Source organism: Belnapia moabensis DSM 16746 (genome assembly GCF_000745835.1).
GTDB classification, from domain to species: Bacteria; Pseudomonadota; Alphaproteobacteria; order Acetobacterales; family Acetobacteraceae; genus Belnapia; species Belnapia moabensis.
In genome coordinates, this window is the sequence record NZ_JQKB01000012.1 from 78,282 (window position 1) to 96,055 (window position 17,774).

Annotated in this window: 17 protein-coding genes; 7 read left to right on the top strand and 10 right to left on the bottom strand. The window is 70.8% G+C overall.

Annotated elements, in window-relative coordinates:
• Nucleotides 1-7 precede the first annotated feature (7 nt).
• Both EP26_RS10340 and rnhA read left to right on the top strand, forming a co-directional pair.
• Nucleotides 8-988: a homoserine kinase gene (locus EP26_RS10340; protein WP_043338319.1), complete on the top strand. Its 981-nt coding sequence runs from the start codon at nucleotides 8-10 to the stop codon at nucleotides 986-988.
• Nucleotides 978-1,430: a ribonuclease HI gene (gene rnhA / locus EP26_RS10345; RefSeq protein WP_043338322.1), complete on the top strand. Its 453-nt coding sequence runs from the start codon at nucleotides 978-980 to the stop codon at nucleotides 1,428-1,430. Before EP26_RS10340 ends, rnhA begins: the two co-directional genes overlap by 11 nt.
• 22 nt (nucleotides 1,431-1,452) lie before the next feature.
• Here rnhA and EP26_RS10350 read toward each other — a convergent pair whose 3' ends face one another.
• Complete coding sequence (locus EP26_RS10350; RefSeq protein WP_043338324.1) at nucleotides 1,453-1,851, bottom strand: RidA family protein; 399 nt, start codon at nucleotides 1,849-1,851, stop codon at nucleotides 1,453-1,455.
• 144 nt (nucleotides 1,852-1,995) lie between these two features.
• Between EP26_RS10350 and EP26_RS10355 the strand changes: the two genes are divergently transcribed.
• Both EP26_RS10355 and EP26_RS10360 read left to right on the top strand, forming a co-directional pair.
• A complete protein-coding gene (locus EP26_RS10355; RefSeq protein ID WP_043338325.1) occupies nucleotides 1,996-2,592 on the top strand; it encodes a TetR/AcrR family transcriptional regulator in 597 nt (198 codons plus the stop codon).
• 312 nt (nucleotides 2,593-2,904) lie between these two features.
• Complete coding sequence (locus EP26_RS10360) at nucleotides 2,905-4,269, top strand: HlyD family type I secretion periplasmic adaptor subunit (protein WP_245624365.1); 1,365 nt, start codon at nucleotides 2,905-2,907, stop codon at nucleotides 4,267-4,269.
• A 2-nt stretch (nucleotides 4,270-4,271) separates the two neighbouring features.
• Here EP26_RS10360 and EP26_RS10365 read toward each other — a convergent pair whose 3' ends face one another.
• The 8 genes from EP26_RS10365 to EP26_RS10400 all read right to left on the bottom strand — a co-directional run bounded on the left by EP26_RS10365 (nucleotide 4,272) and on the right by EP26_RS10400 (nucleotide 13,042).
• Nucleotides 4,272-5,246, bottom strand: a complete 975-nt coding sequence (locus EP26_RS10365) for an NAD(P)-dependent oxidoreductase (RefSeq protein ID WP_281177076.1) — start codon at nucleotides 5,244-5,246, stop codon at nucleotides 4,272-4,274.
• A gap of 33 nt (nucleotides 5,247-5,279) precedes the next feature.
• Nucleotides 5,280-6,632, bottom strand: a complete 1,353-nt coding sequence (locus EP26_RS31830) for a sensor histidine kinase (RefSeq protein ID WP_052389021.1) — start codon at nucleotides 6,630-6,632, stop codon at nucleotides 5,280-5,282.
• A complete protein-coding gene (locus EP26_RS10375) occupies nucleotides 6,632-7,873 on the bottom strand; it encodes an FIST signal transduction protein (protein WP_043338329.1) in 1,242 nt (413 codons plus the stop codon). Before EP26_RS10375 ends, EP26_RS31830 begins: the two co-directional genes overlap by 1 nt.
• A gap of 176 nt (nucleotides 7,874-8,049) precedes the next feature.
• Entirely contained in the window at nucleotides 8,050-8,451 is a 402-nt protein-coding gene (locus EP26_RS10380; protein WP_043338330.1) for a response regulator, read from the bottom strand.
• 265 nt (nucleotides 8,452-8,716) lie between these two features.
• Nucleotides 8,717-9,196: a response regulator gene (locus EP26_RS10385; protein WP_169747380.1), complete on the bottom strand. Its 480-nt coding sequence runs from the start codon at nucleotides 9,194-9,196 to the stop codon at nucleotides 8,717-8,719.
• A 49-nt stretch (nucleotides 9,197-9,245) separates the two neighbouring features.
• Entirely contained in the window at nucleotides 9,246-11,114 is a 1,869-nt protein-coding gene (locus EP26_RS10390) for an MHYT domain-containing protein (RefSeq protein WP_052389023.1), read from the bottom strand.
• Nucleotides 11,115-11,193: 79 nt separating this feature from the next.
• Entirely contained in the window at nucleotides 11,194-12,093 is a 900-nt protein-coding gene (locus EP26_RS10395; protein WP_043338332.1) for a LysR family transcriptional regulator, read from the bottom strand.
• 43 nt (nucleotides 12,094-12,136) lie between these two features.
• Nucleotides 12,137-13,042, bottom strand: coding sequence for a pyridoxamine 5'-phosphate oxidase family protein (locus EP26_RS10400; RefSeq protein WP_043338334.1), 906 nt, complete (start codon nucleotides 13,040-13,042; stop codon nucleotides 12,137-12,139).
• Nucleotides 13,043-13,412: 370 nt separating this feature from the next.
• Between EP26_RS10400 and EP26_RS10405 the strand changes: the two genes are divergently transcribed.
• From EP26_RS10405 to EP26_RS10415, 3 genes are all read left to right on the top strand, one after another.
• Entirely contained in the window at nucleotides 13,413-14,402 is a 990-nt protein-coding gene (locus EP26_RS10405) for a TRAP transporter substrate-binding protein (RefSeq protein WP_043338335.1), read from the top strand.
• A 273-nt stretch (nucleotides 14,403-14,675) separates the two neighbouring features.
• Nucleotides 14,676-14,975 (top strand): hypothetical protein, encoded by a 300-nt coding sequence (locus tag EP26_RS10410; RefSeq protein ID WP_043338338.1) that lies wholly within the window; start codon nucleotides 14,676-14,678, stop codon nucleotides 14,973-14,975.
• A 226-nt stretch (nucleotides 14,976-15,201) separates the two neighbouring features.
• Complete coding sequence (locus tag EP26_RS10415; protein WP_169747381.1) at nucleotides 15,202-16,293, top strand: fatty acid desaturase; 1,092 nt, start codon at nucleotides 15,202-15,204, stop codon at nucleotides 16,291-16,293.
• 49 nt (nucleotides 16,294-16,342) lie between these two features.
• Here the strand turns inward: EP26_RS10415 and EP26_RS10420 are convergent, their stop codons facing one another.
• Nucleotides 16,343-17,551, bottom strand: coding sequence for an MFS transporter (locus EP26_RS10420; RefSeq protein ID WP_245624359.1), 1,209 nt, complete (start codon nucleotides 17,549-17,551; stop codon nucleotides 16,343-16,345).
• Nucleotides 17,552-17,774 lie beyond the last annotated feature (223 nt).

Here is a 17,774-nt window from a genome sequence, read left to right on the forward strand (position 1 = left end):
CCCGTCGATGGCCGTCTATACCGAAGTCACCGACGAGGCGCTGCGCGCGTTCCTCGCCGCTTATCCGCTCGGCGGGCTGCTCGCCTTCCGCGGCATCGCGGAAGGAGTGGAGAATTCCAACTACGCGCTGAAGACCGAGGCCGGTGACTTCATCCTCACGCTTTACGAGAAGCGCGTCGATCCGGCGGAGCTGCCCTGGTTCCTCGGGCTGATGGAGCATCTGGCGGGGCGCGGCATCCGCTGCCCGCAGCCGGTGCAGGCGCGGGACGGGGTGGCACTGCGCGAGCTGGCCGGGCGACCGGCGGCGATCTGCACCTTCCTCCCCGGCGTCTGGCCGCGGCGGGTGCGGCCTGAGCATGGCGCGCCGCTCGGCGAGGCCTTGGCGCGGCTGCATGCAGCGGGGGCCGACTTTGGGGCCGAGCGAGCGAACGGGTTGGGACCTGCGAGCTGGGGGCCGCTGCTGGACCGGTGCCGCGCAGGCGGCGATGCGGTGCAGCCGGGCCTCGTTGCCGAGCTGGACGGGCGGCTGGCGGCGATCCTCGAGGCCTGGCCGGCGCCGGGGCTTCTACCGGTCGGGCAGATCCATGCCGACCTCTTCCCGGACAATGTCTTCTTCCTGCCGGGGGCGGGCGGGAAGCCCGAGGTATCCGGGCTGATCGACTTCTACTTCGCCTGTACCGACCTTCTCGCCTACGACATCGCCGTCTGCCTCAATGCCTGGTGCTTCGATGCGGACGGCGCCTACAACGTGACGCGGGCGCATGCGGTGCTCGCCGCCTACCAGCGCATCCGCCCGCTCATCGCCGAGGAGCGGGCGGCGCTGCCGGTGTTGTGCCGCGGGGCGGCCATCCGCTTCCTGCTGACGCGCCTCTACGACTGGACGGCGACGCCGGCCGGGGCGCTGGTGACGCGGAAGGACCCGTTGGAATACCTGGCGAAGCTCCGCTTCTTCGCCGCTGCCGAAGGACCGGGCGCCCTTGGCCTCTGACGAGACGCAAGCACCGGTCGAGATCTGGACCGATGGCGGCTGCAAGCCCAACCCTGGCCCCGGCGGCTGGGCGGCGATCCTCCGCTATGGCGGGACGGAGCGGGAGCTCTCCGGCGGCGACGCGGCGACGACCAACAACCGCATGGAGCTGATGGCGGCGATCAGCGCGCTCGAGGCGCTGAAGCGGCCGTGCCGCGTCGTGCTGCACACCGACAGCGAATATGTGCGGAACGGCATCAGCCGCTGGATCAACGGCTGGGTTCGCAACAACTGGCGCAACTCGGCGAAGGAGCCGGTCGCCAACATGGCGCTATGGCAGCGGCTGCTGGCAGCGGCCAAGCCGCATGAGGTGGAGTGGCGCTGGGTGCGCGGCCATGCCGGCGACCCGATGAACGAGCGGGCGGACCGGCTGGCCACCGAGGCGCGGCTGCGGCTGGGCTGAGGGCCGCCGCCGCCCGGCGCCGTCAGGCGGCCTGCGGGATGCGCGCGATGGCCTTGATCTCGAAGTCGAAGCCCGCAAGCCAGGTTACGCCGACTGCGGTCCAGTTCGGATAGGGCGGCGCACCAATGGCCTTGTCTCGGACGGCCATCACCGTCTCGAACTGCTCCTCCGGGTCGGTGTGGAAGGTGGTCACGTCAACCACGTCGTCGAAGCTGCACCCCGCCGCCTTCAGCACCGCATTGAGCCGATGGAAGGCCAGCTCGACCTGCTTCGCAAAATCCGGCTCCGGCGAGCCGTCCTCGCGGCTGCCGACCTGGCCGGAGACGAAGAGCAGGTCACCCGACCGGATCGCCGCGGAATAGCGGTGCTTCTCGTAAAGCGCTTCCCGTCCGGGCGGGAAGATCGCGTCGCGTTTGGCCATGTCCGGGCTCCTCATCTGGACGCGCCGGGACCCTTTCCCGGCGGCGAGGCAAGGTTCATATACGCCTCGTATGCGGAGACTTGAACACATACGCATTGTATGTCAACCGGCATGCATGGCGTATGCGGAATTCGGGAGATGCCGATGGCGGCCGGACAGCGTGCGCGGATGATGGAGGAGACCCGGGCCAAGCTCATCCGGGCCGCGCGGAGGGCCTTCGCCGAGCAGGGCTATGCCGCGGCCTCGATGGACGAGCTGACCGCGGCGGCCGGGCTGACCAGGGGCGCGCTCTACCATAATTTCGGCGACAAAAAGGGCCTGCTCCGCGCCGTGATCGAGCAGCTCGACGCGGAGATGGTGGCCAAGGCGCGCATCGCGCGGGAGCGGGAGGACACCCCCTGGCTCGGCTTCCTGGCGGAATGCATCGCCTATATCGAGCTGGCCCTGGAGCCGGAGATCCAACGGGTCGTGCTGCTGGATGGCCCGGCCGTGCTCGGCGACCCGTCGCAGTGGCCGGGCCAGAACGCCTGCCTCCAGGAGACCACGAGGGCGATCGAGGCGCTGATCGCGTCGGGCACGGTCCGGCCCGTGGATGCCGAGGCAGCGGCCCGGCTGGTCAACGGCGCCGCGCTCAACGCCGCGCTTTGGGTCGCCGCCGCGGAGGATCCGCCCGCTGTCCTCGCCAGCGCCGTGGATGCCTTCCGCTGCCTCGTCTCCGGCCTGCTGGCTGCCCGGGACTGACGCTGCCGATGCGGAACCGGTCGGGTCAAGCACGAGCTTATCCCCAATGCCGTGGAGAAAGCTGGGGATAAGCCTTGGGACAGGTGGTGAGACCGATGGCGCCGACACGCCGCGGAACGGCGTTCTCCAGCCGTTCGCCCCGGACGGCATCCGGATCGCGGCCGGCAGAGCGTGGCATCCGGGTCACATCGGTGCCGCCACGCCACGCGCCTTTTCAGCAAAAGACTGGTAAAGCACAGCAACTAGAAGGTGCTGGCCCCGCATCGCCCAGCCGCAGGGCCCGCCGAGAAGGAGTGACCCCCGTTGCAGCTCATGGTCCCGCAAGGCTGGCCCACCGCCCTGCCCCCGGTGCCGCTCGAGGTGCTGCGCCAGCAGGTCGGGCTGTCGGTGCAGCGCCCGGGCCTCGGCCATATGCTGCGGCTGACCGCGCTGGGGCTCGGGCTGACGCTGATTCCCTTCCTCGGCTGGGCGACGATGACCCGGATGGAGCAGGCCGTGCCGGCAGCGGCACAGCTCGTCCCCGAAGGCCGGCGGAAGACGGTGAACCTGCTGGAGCCGGGCATCCTGCGGCGGATCATGGTGCAGGAGGGCAGCCTGGTGCAGGCCGGGCAGCCGCTGCTGCAGCTCGACGTCACCCAGGCTGAGGCCGATGCCATCCGGGCCCGCGCCGCCTATTGGAGCGGCCGCGCCCGCGCCGCCCGCCTGGCCGGCGAGCAGGCCGAGCAGCGGCAGCTCGCCGTCCCGGACGACCTCGTCGCCGAGGCGAAGGCGGATCCGGCCATCGCCATTTTCCTCCAGGCCGAGCAGGCGCTGTTCGCCGCCCGCTGGGCCGCCTTCGACGGGCAGGTGGCGGTGCAGCAGCGGGCCATTGGCCAGCTGCGTGAACAGGCCGCCGGCATCCGGGCGCAGCGCGAAGGCGCGGCGCGGCAGGTGCTGGCGGTGCGGGAGCAGATCGCCGGCTACAATCGGCTGCTGACCGAGGGCTTCGCCTCGCGCTTCCTGATCCTGAACCTGCAGCAGCAGGAGGCGAGCTTCGCCGCCGCCATCGGTCAGGCGGAGGCGCAGGAGGCGCGGCTGCGCGAAGGCATCCTCCAGGCGCAGCGGCAGCTGGACGGGCTGCGGCTGCAACGCCTCGCCGACATCGCCGCCGCCATCCAGGCGAACGAGGCGGCCATCGCCGCCGCGCAGCAGCAGCTTCGCTCGACGCAGGATGTGCTGGACCGGCGCGAACTCCTGGCCTCGGAGGCAGGCCGCGTGACCAATATCCAGGCCTTCACCCCGGGCGCCAGCATCCTTCCGGGCCAGCCCATCCTCGATCTGGTCCCGGCCGCGGACCGGCTGGTGCTGGAAGGCAGGGTCATGCAGCAGGGCACGGAGCGGGTCACGGTCGGGCAGCGCGTCAACATCCGGCTGACGCCCTACAAGATGCGCAGCGTGCCGATGGTGCATGGCCATGTCAGCACCGTCGGCGCCGATGCGATCACGCCCACGGGTGGCGGCGAGCCCTATGTCATGGTGCGCGTCGAACTCGACCCGCATGCGCTGGCACTGGTGCCGGAGGTGCAGCTCGTCGCCGGCATGCCGGCGGAGCTCTACATCCTCGGCACGCCCCGCACGCCGATCAGCATGGTGATGGCGCCGCTCCGCAGCTTCATCCGCCGCGCCTTCCGCGATTGAGCTCAGCTCGTAGGCGGGGCGCGGAAATCGGCCATGCGGGTGAAGTCGTCCGCATCGGCGATGCGGTCGCGCGCCTCCGCCCAGATGCGGGCGGCGGCGGCGTTGAGCGGCAGGGGGCAGCCGACCTCCTCGGCGAGCGCCATGGCGAGGCCGACATCTTTGCGCATCAGCCCGGCGGAGAAGCCGCTGTCGAAGCTGCCGGGCAGGACCCAGCGCGGGACCATTGCCTCGCTCACCGCGCTGCGGCCGGTCGCGGCATTGACGACGGGCAGGACGGCCTCGGCGGGGAGGCCGGCGGCTTCGGCCAGGCGCAGGGCCTCGCCGGTCGTCACCAGATGCGCGGCGACCAGCATGTTGTTGACGAGCTTGGCGATGTTGCCGGCGCCGGAGGGGCCGACATGCATCACCTTGCCCGACAGGGCGGCGAGGACGCCCTCGACCAGCGCGAGGTCCGCCGCCTCGCCGCCGATCATCATTGTGAGGGTGCCCGAGGCCGCACCGGAGGGGCCGCCGCTCACCGGCGCGTCGAGCAGGCCATGCCCGGCCTCGGCCAGCCGCGCGGCGAGGCGGCGGGAGGTGCCGGGGTCGGAGGTGGAGGTGTCGATCACCACCACCTTGCGGTCGCGCCGCTCCAGCAGCCCGCCGGGGGCGGTGACGACGGCCTCCACATCACGGGCATAGGGGAGCGAGAAAACCAGCGCATCGGCGGCGCCGAGCAGTTCGGCGAGGCCGGTCCGGAAGCGGATGCCGGCGGCCTCGGCGGCGTCCCGCCGGGCCGGGTCGATGTCGTAGCCTTCGACGGCGAAGCCGGCCCGGGCGAGGCTGGACGCCATTCCGAGGCCCATATTGCCGAGGCCGACCACGCCGAGGGTGCGGATGTCCATGGCGGACATCCTATGGCCGGAAGGCGGCCGGCAGGCAAGCCAGGCAGCCGGGCGGCCGGACGATCGGGCCTGGAGCGGCGTCACCCATGCCATGCAAGGCGAAGCCGCTTCGGCTTGGTGTCTGTTCTAGCGGCAGGGTTGGTCGCGCACCCGCTCCGCCGGCAGCGTCACCCGCGCAGTGGTCCCCTCCCCCAGCACGCTCTCCAGCGTCAGGCTGCCGCCATGCGCCTCGGCCAGCCCCTTGGCGATCGGCAGGCCGAGGCCGATGCCGCCGACCTTGCGCGTCTGGCCGCTGTCGAGCTGCTGGAAGGGCTCCAGCGCACGAGGGATGTCCTCCGGACGCATGCCGATGCCGTGGTCCCGCACGCTGAAGACGACGCCAGCATCGGCTTCTCGCCCGACCGAAACCTCCACCACGCTGCCGGCCGGGGCAAATTTCACCGCGTTGCCGAGCAGGTTCTGCAGCACCTGGCGGAAGCGCAGCGGATCGACGAAGACCGCGACCGGCTGCTCCGAGGGGAGAAGCTCGACCGCCACGTCCCGCGTCCGCGCCACGCCGCCGACCAGGCTCACCGTCTCCGCCAGCACCGAATCGGCCGGCAGCCATTGCGGGGAGAGCTGCGGCAGCGCCTGCTCCAGGCTGGAATAGTCGAGGATGCCGTCGATCAGCGCCAGCAGGTGCCTGCCGGCATCCTGAATATGGCCGGAATAGCGCCCGACATCCCCTTGGCTCAGGTTGTAGCGCGAGCCGGGGAGCATCATTTCGGAGAAGCCGATGATGGCGGTCAGCGGCGTCCGCAGCTCATGCGTGAGGGTGGCGAGGAAGCGGGCGCGCGCCTCGCTCGCCCGCTCGGCCGCGGCCTTGGCGGCGCGCAATTCCGTCTCGCCCTGCTTGCGCAGCAGCACGTCGATATAGACCGAGAGCGCGCCCTCGATCAGCTCCTGGTCGCCCGGCTCGTAGGGCCGGCTGACATTGCTCTCGGACCGGTTGCCGAGGATGAGCGCATGGCCGGTGGAGCGGTCATGGGCCCAGAGGATGTAGGGCAGGCCGAGGATGCTGGTCAGCGCATAGGCCTGCGGCTCCAGCACGCTGCGGGAGGTGGTGAAGAAGAAGCCGGGCGGCATCGGCAGGCGGAGGGTCGGGACGGCGACCTGGCCGATGGCATGGACGACGCGGAAGCAGCCATCGTCCGTTGGGTCCTGCTGCAGCAGGGCGGCGCCGTCGCAGAGCGCGTTCTCGACGATCACTTCGAGCAGCGAGGCGCCGATCTCCTCCGACGTCATGTGCATGTCGGCCAGGCGATAGGCCTCGCGGATGAGCTTCGCCACGGTGCGGCTGCGGCGTGCCTCGCGGAAGGCTTGGCTCTGCTCCTCCTGCAGGCGCAGCAGCCGGGCACCGAGGTCGTTGCACTCGCGCCGGTAGTAGGCGAGTTCGCGTTCGATCTGGCCGAGGGAGGCGAGCGGCGCGCTGGTTGCCATCAGGAGCGCCTCCGCAGCACGGCTAGGACGCCGGTCCAGTCGAGTGGTCGGCTCGGCTGGTTGGCGAAGGGCGCGATCTCCACGCCCGAATAGAAGCCGAGGAAGGGCAGGCTGGCATCGAGGCCATGGCGGATGACCTCCGCCTCCTCGATCGGCGCGCCGCTGCGCGCGCTGGCCCGTCCGGCGCAGTCGATGTAGAGGGCGAGCAGGCTGTCCGGCCCGACCAGGCGCCGGTTGGCATCGGCCACGCCGCGCTCGACGGAATCGAGCATCAGCCGGTTGTCGCGGCTCATGATCTGCACCCGGTCGCCCTCGGCAAAATCCGGCTCGAACAGTGTCACCGAGCCGGTCGCCGGGTTGGCGCGCAGGATGAGGCGGTTGACATAGGCATTCTCGTCATGCGGCGCGAAGGGGTCGCCCTGCTTCTGGCCGAGCGTCGCCACCAGGGATAGCTCCTGGCCGCGCGAGCCGCCGAGCGGCAGGCCGAGCATCGTCTCGATCACCTCGAGCGCCGGCCTGCCGTCGAGCTCATAGACCTCGGCGCCCTGGATCCGGGTGATCTCCATGAAGGAGCTGACCGGGCGGCAGCCGTGCATGATCACCGTCTCGGCCTCGACGGCGGGCGGGAAGACCAGGGCGATGGCGGCATGCTTGGCGATGCCGGCGCCGTCGAAGACCCAGCCGTCAGAGAGGTTCATGTCGGTCAGCAGCCCGCCGCCGAACAGGCAGACGGGCTTGTTCCGCGATCCGAGATGGAAGCCTTCGACGATGCGGCTGGCATGGTGCAGCCGGGGCGGGGAGCCGCTGGCGACGCTGTCGAACAGCAGGAGCACCGCGGCGCCGTCCGCCGCGTTGGCGGCGACGGCCTGGCCCAGTTCCTCGCCGGCGGCGCGCGCATCGGCCAGCAGGCTGCGGGTGATCACTGCCTGCGGGACCAGCGCCGGGTCCTCGAAGGCGATGAGTCCGATCTCGAAGCCGCCATAGCCGAAGCCGTCGCGGCCGATCGCCCCGGCGGCGGAACCGCCATAGACGGGCACCGGGCCGAATTCCTCCCGCAACGCCGCCTGCACCGCCTCGGGCCCATGCCGCCCGCCGCAAAAGGCCAGGATCAGCTGCGGGGTCACGGGACCCATGGCCGCGGCGCATTGCCGGATGGCGACATGCGGATCGACATGCTTGCCATAGCCGAGCCGGATGGTGCCGGCAGCCTGCCGCGGTGCCCCTGAATGGGCGTCAAACATGGGATGACGCCTCGCTCGTTCCGGAACGGGTCTGCATCCTGCGATACCCCTAAAGCGCGGCGGCAATACCGGTTGTGGTGTGAGGCGCCGGCGCCCCATAAGATTGCATTGGTCCTTAAGGCATACATCCCGGGTAGAGACAGATCACAACTCTATCTGCCACGACCAACGTCTTCTCACGAGTTCGTCATCTCCGGTGCGGGGCGACGACGCTCTCGGCGACGGTCGATGGCTGCAAGGACGGCGGCGACCAGATCGTCTGGATTGAAAGGCTTCAGGAAAACCCGTTCTGTCGCCGGCGGGGGGCGCTTGATCAGCCGTTCGGGGCTCCCGGTCACGTAGAAGATAGCAAGACCAGGTAAACGGTGCCGCGCTTCCGCGGCGAGCGTCAACCCGTCATCGCCCGGGCCGAGATTGATGTCGGTGACCATGACCGCGACCCGCTGCGCCGCGTCGGTCAGGATTCCCAGGGCCGCCAGCGCATTCTCCGCCTCCAGCAGGGTGCAGCCCGCGGCTTCGAGGAAATCCGCCAACGTCGAACGTACGATCGGATCATCCTCGACCAGGAGCACGGTCATGAGACGTCTTTCAGTGGTTGCGACGGCCTTCTCTCGGATCAGAACGGATGACGGGCCAGCAGGTCCAGCAGCAAGCCAGCCTCGCACAGAGTGTTTACCCGTTTAGGTTGTGGGCCAATGAAGGATACAACTCAAAATTTAGCATTTGTCGCGGATTGGTTGAACACATCGGCTCGACAGCAACACTGCTGCCCTGTCTTACAGGGGAGGTCTGTCGATCCGGGCCACGGGAGCGCAAGGTGGGTCGGCAATTACCTTGCCTGCCTCAGGGCAACAGCGCCTGACGCAGCGCCACATCCAAGGCCTCCAACTCGAAGGGCTTTCGCAGCGTAGGCCAGACGGTGCTGTGGTGCGTCGTGTAGCCGGTGATGAAGATCACCTTCAGCGAAGGCCGCAGCACCAGCGCCCGCTCGACCAGCGCCGGGCCATCGAGACCCGGCATCCGCACATCGGTGACCAGCACCTCGATCTCGGGATGCCGCTCGATCTCGCGCAAGGCCGGCTCGCCATCCGCCGCCTCGTAGACGGTGAGGCCGAGCGAGGCGCAATGATCGACCAGGATTTCGAGGATCATCGGCTCATCGTCGACGACCAGGACGCGGCGGCCGGCGAGCGAGACCTCGCCGGGCAGCCGGGAGGCGTAGACGCCCGGCGCCTCGCTCCGCCCGCCATGCGGCAGGTCGCCCTCGCCCGTCGCTAGGGCGGCGCTGGAGGTGAACCTGCGGAGCGCTCTCGAAGCAGTCATATTCATACTCTAGGAACAGACAACGTCAGCGACCAGGGCAGCATGAGCCTCATGCCACGCACTCGTCGGTCGGCACGGCCGCGGCGGCGGCATGCGTCGCGCGCGGCAGCCAGAGCGTTACCTGCGTCCCCTCGCCGGGGCGGCTGGCGAGCTGGGCCGTCCCGCCCGATTGCCGGGCGAAGCCATAGACCTGGGACAGGCCGAGGCCCGAGCCCCGCCCGACCGGCTTGGTCGTGAAGAAGGGCTCGAAGGCGCGGGCCAGCACCTCCTCGCTCATCCCGGCCCCGCTATCGGTCAGGGTGAGGGCGACGTAATCCTGCGGCACCAGCCCGCCGCGGAGCCGCTCCGGCAGCTCGGACAGCGGGACATTGGCGGCGGCGATGGCGAGCCGCCCACCCTCCGGCATGGCGTCGCGCGCATTGATGCCGATGTTCAGCAGCGCCACCCCCAGCTCCGACTGGTCGGCGAGCACCGGCCAGAGCCCCGGCTCCAGCTGCGTCTCGATGCGGATGCGCCCGCCGAGGGTGCGCGCCAGCATGCTCTCGGCGATATCGGGCAGCAGCTCGGCGAGGGCCACCGGCTGCGGCTTCAGCGGCTGCTCGCGGGCGAAGGCGAGCAGCCGACCGGTGATGTCGGCGCCACGCCGCACTGCCCCGGCGGCGCTGCGCGCCAGGCGCAGCAGCGCCTCGTCCGTGGTCCGGCGCATGAGGAGCTGGAGGTTGCCCGAGACGACCATCAGCAGGTTGTTGAAGTCATGCGCGACGCCGCCGGTGAGCTGGCCCATCGCCTCCAGCCGCTGCGCCCGGCGGAGCATCTGCTCGGCCTGCACCCGGGCGGTCACGTCCTGCAGGGTGGCGATGGCGAGCCCATCCCGCCCATCCCTGTCGGGCATCGGGACGAGGCTCAGCTCGAGATGCAGGGTGGTGCCGTCCGGGCGGCGATGGGTCACGGGCTCGCGCTCCAACGCCTCGCCGTGGCGAAGGGCGGCGGCGATCCGGTCGCCCGCCCAGTCCAACGCCTCGGGCATCGCCGCGTCCAGCCGGCGGTCAAGGATGCGCTCCGCCTCCGGATTGGCGAGGAGCACCCGGCCCGAGCCGGCCTCGGCGAGGAGGATGCCGACGGGCATGCGCTGCAACACGCTCCGCAGGCGCTCCTCGCTGTGGCGCAGTGCCTCGGCCTCACGCAGTGCCATCGCCTCGATACGGCGGTCAACCATGGCGGCGACGAGCGCCAGGGTGAGCAGCAGCAGGGTGCAGGTTGCGATGCCGATGGCGAGCGCCTCGGCCGGAATCTCGGCCGGCCGGGCGGGCAGGCCGGGAACCGGCAGGAAGCTGACGGCCGCCATGCCGGTATAGTGCATCCCGGCGATCGCCAGGCCGAGGGCGAGGGCGCCCAGGGCCCGGGCCGGCGCGGACCGCTCGTCGAGGGCCAGCACCAGGGCAAGCGCCGAGGCGCCGATCGCTACCGCGGCGGAGGCCGTGACCAGCAGCGGGTCATAGGCCGGCATCGCCGCCAGGCGCATCGCCTCCATGCCGACGTAGTGCATGAGGCAGATGCCGAGGCCCATGGCGAGGGCGGCGGCGGCGATGCGCCCGCGGCGCGGCACCGCGCTCCGCCCGGCCGCCAGCGCAAAGCCGAGCCCGGTCGCGCCGATCGCCAGCAGCAGCGAGAGGATGGTCAGCCGCATCTCGTAGCGGATCGGGGTGCCGAGGTCGTAGGCCAGCATGGCGACGAAATGCATCGACCAGATGGAGCCGCCGGTCGCCGTCGCCGCCCCGGCCAGCCACCAGAGGCGGATGGCGTCCGCATTCGCCCGCACGCGATGGAAGAGATCCAGCGCGGTCCAGGACCCGAGCACGGCGATGAGGACCGAGAGCGCCACGAGGACCGGTTCATGCGCGCTGTGCAGGTGATGCATCGGCGGGGGCCGGACCCTTCAGTTGAAGCGCTTCCACCCTTTCATCACAGGCTGCGGCATGTATGCAAGCCGCGCCGCTTCAGACCTGCAACAGAGGGTTGGCGCGCAGTCGCTCCACGGCGAGGTCGACGAAGCTCCGCACCCGGGCCGCGGCGCGGCGACCTTCGGGGTGGATGACGTGGATGGGCAGCGGCGGCTCCTCGAATTCGGCCAGGATCCGCTGCAGCCGGCCCTCGGCGAGCAGGCCGGCGACCTGGTAGCTCAGCAGCCGGGTGATGCCGAAGCCGGCCAGCGCCGCCGCGATCGCCGCCGCATTGGTGTTGCAGGAAAGTCGCGGCTGCACGGTCACGCCGCGCGGCGCCCCGGGGCCGAAGCGCCACTCCGGCGAGGCGGAGGCGCCGATCGGGGCGATGATCCGGTGCCGGACGAGCTCGCCGGGATGGGTCGGGATGCCGTGCCGGGCGAAATAGGCCGGCGCACCGCAGACCACCCGCCGCACCGTGCCGACCCGGAGCGCCGCCATGCCGGAATCCGGCAGGTGGCCGATGCGGATCGCCACGTCGATCCCCTCCTCGACGATGTTCACCACCCGGTCGAGGAAGAGGCCGCGGAGGCTGACCGCCGGGTGGCGGTCGAGATACTCGGTCAGGATCGGCAGGACGTAGATCTCGCCGAAGAGGACCGAGGCGGTGACGCTGAGCGTGCCGGTCGGGGTGGCATAGGCGCCGGCGGCGGCCGCCTCCGCTTCGTCGATATCGGCGAGGATGCGGCGGCAATCCTCGACATAGCGCCCCCCGGCCTCGGTGAGGCGCACGAGGCGGGTGGTGCGGGTGAGCAGGCGGGTGCCGGTCGTTGCCTCCAGCGCCGCGACGGCGCGGGTGACCGCGGGCGGGCTGAGGCCGAGCTGGCGGCCGGCGGCGGCGAAGCTGCCGGTCTCGGCGACCTTGGCGAAGATGCGCATCGCCTGCCAGCGGTCCATCACGCCCCTCCCATTGGGCGGAGCCTAGCATGGCCGGGTCGTTTCAGGCCCAGCGCAGCGGCAGCGCGGCCTCGCGGCGGACGATCCGGCGCGGCGTCACGCGCCAGAGGCGCTCGGCGCCCTCGAATGCGGCGAGGTCCGACCCCTGCGGCAGGATTTCCGCTGCGCCGCTGAGCTGCAGCAGGGTGCCCGTCGCCCCATCGACGAAGAGCAGCCCGGCCCGGCGCGTCACGAGGATGTTGCCGAGGGTGTTGAAGAACATGTTGCCGGCATAGTCGGGGATGGTCAGCGCGCCATCCGCCTCGACGCGGATGAAGCCCGGCCGGCCGCCGCGATGCGAGACATCGACCTGCCGGCCCGGCCCCGCCTCGCCGACATGGCTGGCGACGAAGACGGTGTCGGCGCGCCGGATCATCGCCAGGGCGGCGGGGTCGAGGCGCGGCAGGGCCTCGGTGGCGGCCGGGGCGGGCTCCGCCGGGTCGCGGGCGAAGGCGATGCCGCGCGGGGTGATGTAGCGCGGACAATTGCCGAAGCTCTGCTCGACCGCGACGGCGAAGCCCTCGGTGCCGGGCTGCCGGAGGATGCGGCCGTTCAGCCGGTTGCGCCGCCGCGTCGGCAGTTCGATGCCGAGCAGGCCGACCGCATCGCCCGCCTCCATGCCGCGATCGGCTGGGTCGGCGGCGTCGCGCCGGGCGGCAATGCGCAAGGTCCCGGCATCCGGCACGGAGAGGAAGCCGGGATGGCCGGCGAGGATCGTGGCCCAGGGATCGCCCTCGGGATCGACCGCGCCGAGGATGAGGAAGGGAAGCTGCGGGTAGAAGAACCGGTGCTGCTCGATCAGGTGGTCGCGGAGCACGTGCTGGCCGATGGCGGCCATGCGCTCGGCCATCCCAAGCGAGGATTGCAGGGCGATCTCACCGGCATGCCAGGGGGAAGGCTGAACGGTCATGATGGGGTCCTCCGGTGCGGGCGGTGCGCCCTGCCTCGTCCTGGAATGTATTGATCCCGGCGGTGTGCTGAAGCTGCCCGACGGGGAAGGCACTGTTCCGCCACGAGGAATAATGCCCGCTCAATGGATCAGCTTGCTGAGCGCCACCTCGAGGACGATGACGAAGGCGCCGAATAGAGGCGGCGGCGTTGAGGTTGTGCAGCATGTCCGGCGTCCTGACCTCGGGCTGGCCCGACGGCCGGCCTTCCCTGACCCGAAGGATCGGCCCGCCCGCGGCGAAAGGCGAAGCGGAAGGCCGGATGCGGGTCATCCACACGGTGGAAGGCGGGCGGCGCTTGATCCGCCGGAGGAATGTCGGGAGATTGGCGCCATGCTGCATCGCCGCCCCCTGCTTGCCTCCCTCCTCGCCTGCGGGGGCGCCGTCGCGCCGGGCCGCGCCTCCGCCGGTTGGCGGATCGCCACGGAGTATCCAGCGACCGCCATCCCCGGCGAGGGCATTGCCCATTTCGCTGAGGTCGTGGGCCGGCTGGCAGGCGGCGGGTTGAGCGTGGAGCCGCGCTTCAACGCGCCCGACGGGCTGCGCTCCGCCGCCATGCCGCGCGCCGTCGCCGAGGGCCGGCTGGAGGCGGCGGATGCCTTCACTGGCGCGCTGGCGCGCGAGTCGCCCCTTTTCGAGCTCTCCGCCCTGCCATTCCTCACCGCCTCGGCCGCGGATACCGCGCGGCTGCTGCGCGTCGCCCGGCCGGCCTATGAGCGCGTGCTCGGGGCCGGCGGCCTCGTGCTGCTCTATGCGACGCCGTGGCCGGCGACCGGCCTCTGGTCGCGCCAGGCGCTGCCGGGGCCGGAGGCGCTGCGGGGCCTCCGGATCCGTACCTATGATGCCGCCAGCACCGCCGTGCTGCGCGGCGCCGGCGCCGATGCGGTGCAAATCTCCTTCGCCGATGCGCTGCCGCGGCTACGGGCTGGGGAACTGGATGCGGTGCTCTCCTCGGGCGATGGCGGCGCGGGTGCTCGGCTGTGGGAGATCCTGCCGCATTTCACAGTGCTCGATTACGCCTCGCCGCTCAGCCTCGCCTTCTGCCAGGCGACAGCGCTTGCCGCCTTGCCGGCGCCGGTGCGGGAGGCGGTGGCCGAGGCCGGGCGGCTGACCGAGGCGCGGCAATTCGAGGCCATGGCAACGCGCGGGGTGGAGAACACGGCGCGGATGCAGGCCAACGGCGTCGCCATCGCCGGCACGCCCGGCCTGCGCGCGGCGCTCGCCCAGGCCGCCACGCCCGTCATCGCCGATTGGTCGAAGCGCATGGGACCGGAGGGCGAGGCGATCCTCGCCGCCTATCGCCGTGGCGAAGCGGCTAAATAATGATCCGGCGTCGCATCTCTTGGTTGGCCTGGAACTGCGCCCGGACCAGCGGCAACGGCAAATCCCACGATTTTGTTGATAATTTGTCGCAACTACGGGGGCTTACCGCCGCACAAGCCGTTCCGGTTCCAGTCAGCGCATTGCTGTTTCATTTTCCGTCCCGGTTTGCCATCCTGTGGCCTTGGTCGAAGCCTGCGGGACGCCAGACGATGCCGCCGCATCGCTTGCCCTTCGCATTCGGCGATAGGCATGGATGAATCGGAGGAGGCCCGAATGACAACCTACTGGAACGGGGTTCCCTCGGACCCGGAATGCAGTGCCTGGCATTGGGTCGAGGACGCGTCCGGCCTCCGCCCCCTGCTCTGGCGCGGCGACGATTGGCCTGACGCCATGGACCGACGGGAATGGGAGGATGGCGTCGTGGTCTGCGCGCCGGAGGATATGCAGGAGGCAGCCTATTTCGGGCCGGTGGCGATGCCGCCCGCCGTGGCCCGCCGCTTCGCTTCCACCCGGCTGGCACCGGCCTTGTCGCAACCGTCTTTGTCCTGGGAGAAGCGGTTCGGCCTGTCCTGAGCGGCGTCCGGAGCCGCAACAACGCAGATTGTTGCGGCGCAGCGAACCAAGCAAAGCGAAATGGTTCGTGAAATGTATACCTCTGGTCGCGCTATAGCTCTCCGGTGGTCCCGGAGTGCCAAAGATGACGTTTATCAGGTCCGTTTTTTCTGCGACTCAAGATCTCGTCTCGACGACAGGTGATATCAACCCAAGGTTGATTATGGCGAGGCGCATCCGCCCCTGGATGCAGCCATTCCTGACTTGGTTGACGGCGCGTCCGGCTCCAGGCGAAGCCGCGACCGAGCGGCCCGGCGAAACCTTCGTCGCCATCGCCCTGCTGTGGACGCTCGGCGGCATCGCCCTCTCGGCCGCGCCCTTCCTTTTCGCCGATGCACCCATTCTCCTCTGGTTGATGGTGCCGCTCGGCCTGCTGGCGACGAGCTGCGGCCTCGGCCTGTTCCAGGTGGTGGTCTTCCACCATTGCTCGCACGGCACCGTCTTCCGCAGCCGGGCGCGCAACCGCCAGGTCGGCCGCCTGATCTCGGCGCTGCTGCTGTTCAAGCGCTTCGACGACTACCAGCACGAGCACATGCTGCATCACAGCCCGAAGAAGCTGCTGACGGAGGAGGACGAGTTTGCCGATTTCGTCCTCGGCCTCTGCGGGCTGGAGCCGGGCCTGCCGAAGCGGGAGCTGTGGCGGCGGGTCTGCGTCAGCCTGGTCTCGCCGGCCTTCCATGCGCGCTTCCTGCGCCGGCGGATCGGCGCCAGCCTCTTCACCGGCGATGCGGCGCATGACCGTGTGGGGCGCATCGCCTGGGCGGGCGCGTTCCTCGCGGCGGCGGCGGGTGGCGTGCTGCCGGCCTTCCTCGTCGCCTGGGTGCTGCCGGTGACGGTGCTGCTGCAGGCGGCGACAGTGCTGCGCATCCTCTGCGAGCACCGCTTCCCGGAGCCGGAACTCATCGCCATGCGCAACCGCGACTTCGTCTGCCATGCGACGGCGGGCGTCTTCCCCGGGCGGGAGCCGCCGGCGGCGCGGGCCAATACGCCACGGGGCTTGCTGCTCTGGGCCGGCTGGTGGCTGGAGATGCTGACCGTGCATCTCTTCGTCCGACTCTTCGTGCTGGTCGGCGATGCGCCCTGCCACGACTTCCACCACCGCCGCCCGGCGACGCGGCGCTGGACGGACTACATCCATGCGCGCCAGCAGGATCTCGAGGCCGGCTCGCCCGGCTTCCCCTCCGGTTATATCGAGAACTGGGGGCTGATCAGCGCGATCGACGAGAATCTCGCCAGTCTGGCGGCGACCCGGCCGGAGACGATCGGCCGGGCGCCGTAAGCGCCCTCGGGAAATGCGCGGGGGCAGGCCGCCCCCGCCGCGATCTCCATCAGGCGCGAGCCGGCCCGCGCCTGTGGACCAACAGGGCGGTCGCCGCCAGCGCCGCGCCGAAGGCCGAGACCGTGCCCCAGCCGCCAAGGCGCCAGGCCGCCATCGCCCCGGCCGAGCCGGCCGCGCCGCCGAGGAACATCCCCGTCATGAAGATCGTGTTGATGCGGCTGCGGGCCTCCGGCTGCAGCGCATAGATGACGTGCTGGTTGGAGACGAGCGTGCTCTGCACCCCGAAATCCAGGACGATGACGCCGAGCACCATGCCGGCGAGGCTCGGCCAGAGGCCGAAGACCATCCAGGCCGCCAGGGTGAGGGCGGCGCCGAACCCGATCACCAGCCGCGGCCCGCGCCGGTCGGCGAGGCGGCCGGCCAGCGGCGCCGCCGCGATCCCCACCGCGCCGACGATGCCGAACAGCCCCGCCACCTCGGCCCCGAGCCCGAAGGGCGGCTGCTCCAGCCGCAGGGCGAGGATGGTCCAGAAGGCCGAGAAGGCGCCGAACAGCGCCGCCTGCATCCATGTCGCCTGCCGCAGCGCCGGCTGGCCGCGCCAGAGATGCAGCAGGGAGCGCAGCGCCTCGCCATAGCCGATCGGCGCGGCGGCCGGGCGGCGCGGCAGCTTGGCGGCCATCAGCGCCGCGGCGCCGAGCGCCATCGGCACCGCCAGCCAGAACATGGCCCGCCAGCCGGCATGCGCGGCGACGAAGCCACCGAGGGTGCGGCTCAGCAGGATGCCGGCCAGGATTCCGCCGGTGACGATGCCGACCGTGGCCCCGCGGCGATCGGGCGGTGAGAGATGGGCGGCAAACGGGACGATCTGCTGTGCCACCGTCGCCGCCATTCCGACGAGGAAGGAGGCGGCCACCAGCACCACGGCCCCCGGCGACAGCGCTGCTAGCGCCAGGGCGGCGGCGAGCACCACGAATTGCAGGACGATCAGCCGCCGCTGGTCCAGCAGGTCGCCGAGCGGCAGCAACAGGAAGAGGCTCGCCGCATAGCCGAGCTGGGTCGCGGTCGGGATCAACGCGGTCGCATGGGTGCCGGCGAAATCCTGCTCGATGATCCCGAGCATGGGTTGGTTGTAGTAGATATTGGCCACTGCGATGCCGGCGGCGGCGGCCATGGCGAAGGTCGGGGCGGCACCGGGCGGGGCGGCATGGCCAAGCGTATCCGCCCGGCCAGGGGCGGCCTGCATGGGAGCATCGAGCATCGAGGGCTGGTCCTTCGGCGGGCCGGTTCGCGAAGAGAGAGTGAAGGGGGAAGCCCGGCCTGTTCCCCGCGCATATGGGCGTGGATGGGGCCGATTGCTGCCCATCGGCGCAAATGGACATAGCGGGGAATGGTCTGTAGTCACGCCCGCCCGGGCCGTCGACGACGCCTCGTCCTGCGGCGGGACGGGGGACACAGCGTCGTGCGCAATGCTGTTCTGTCGC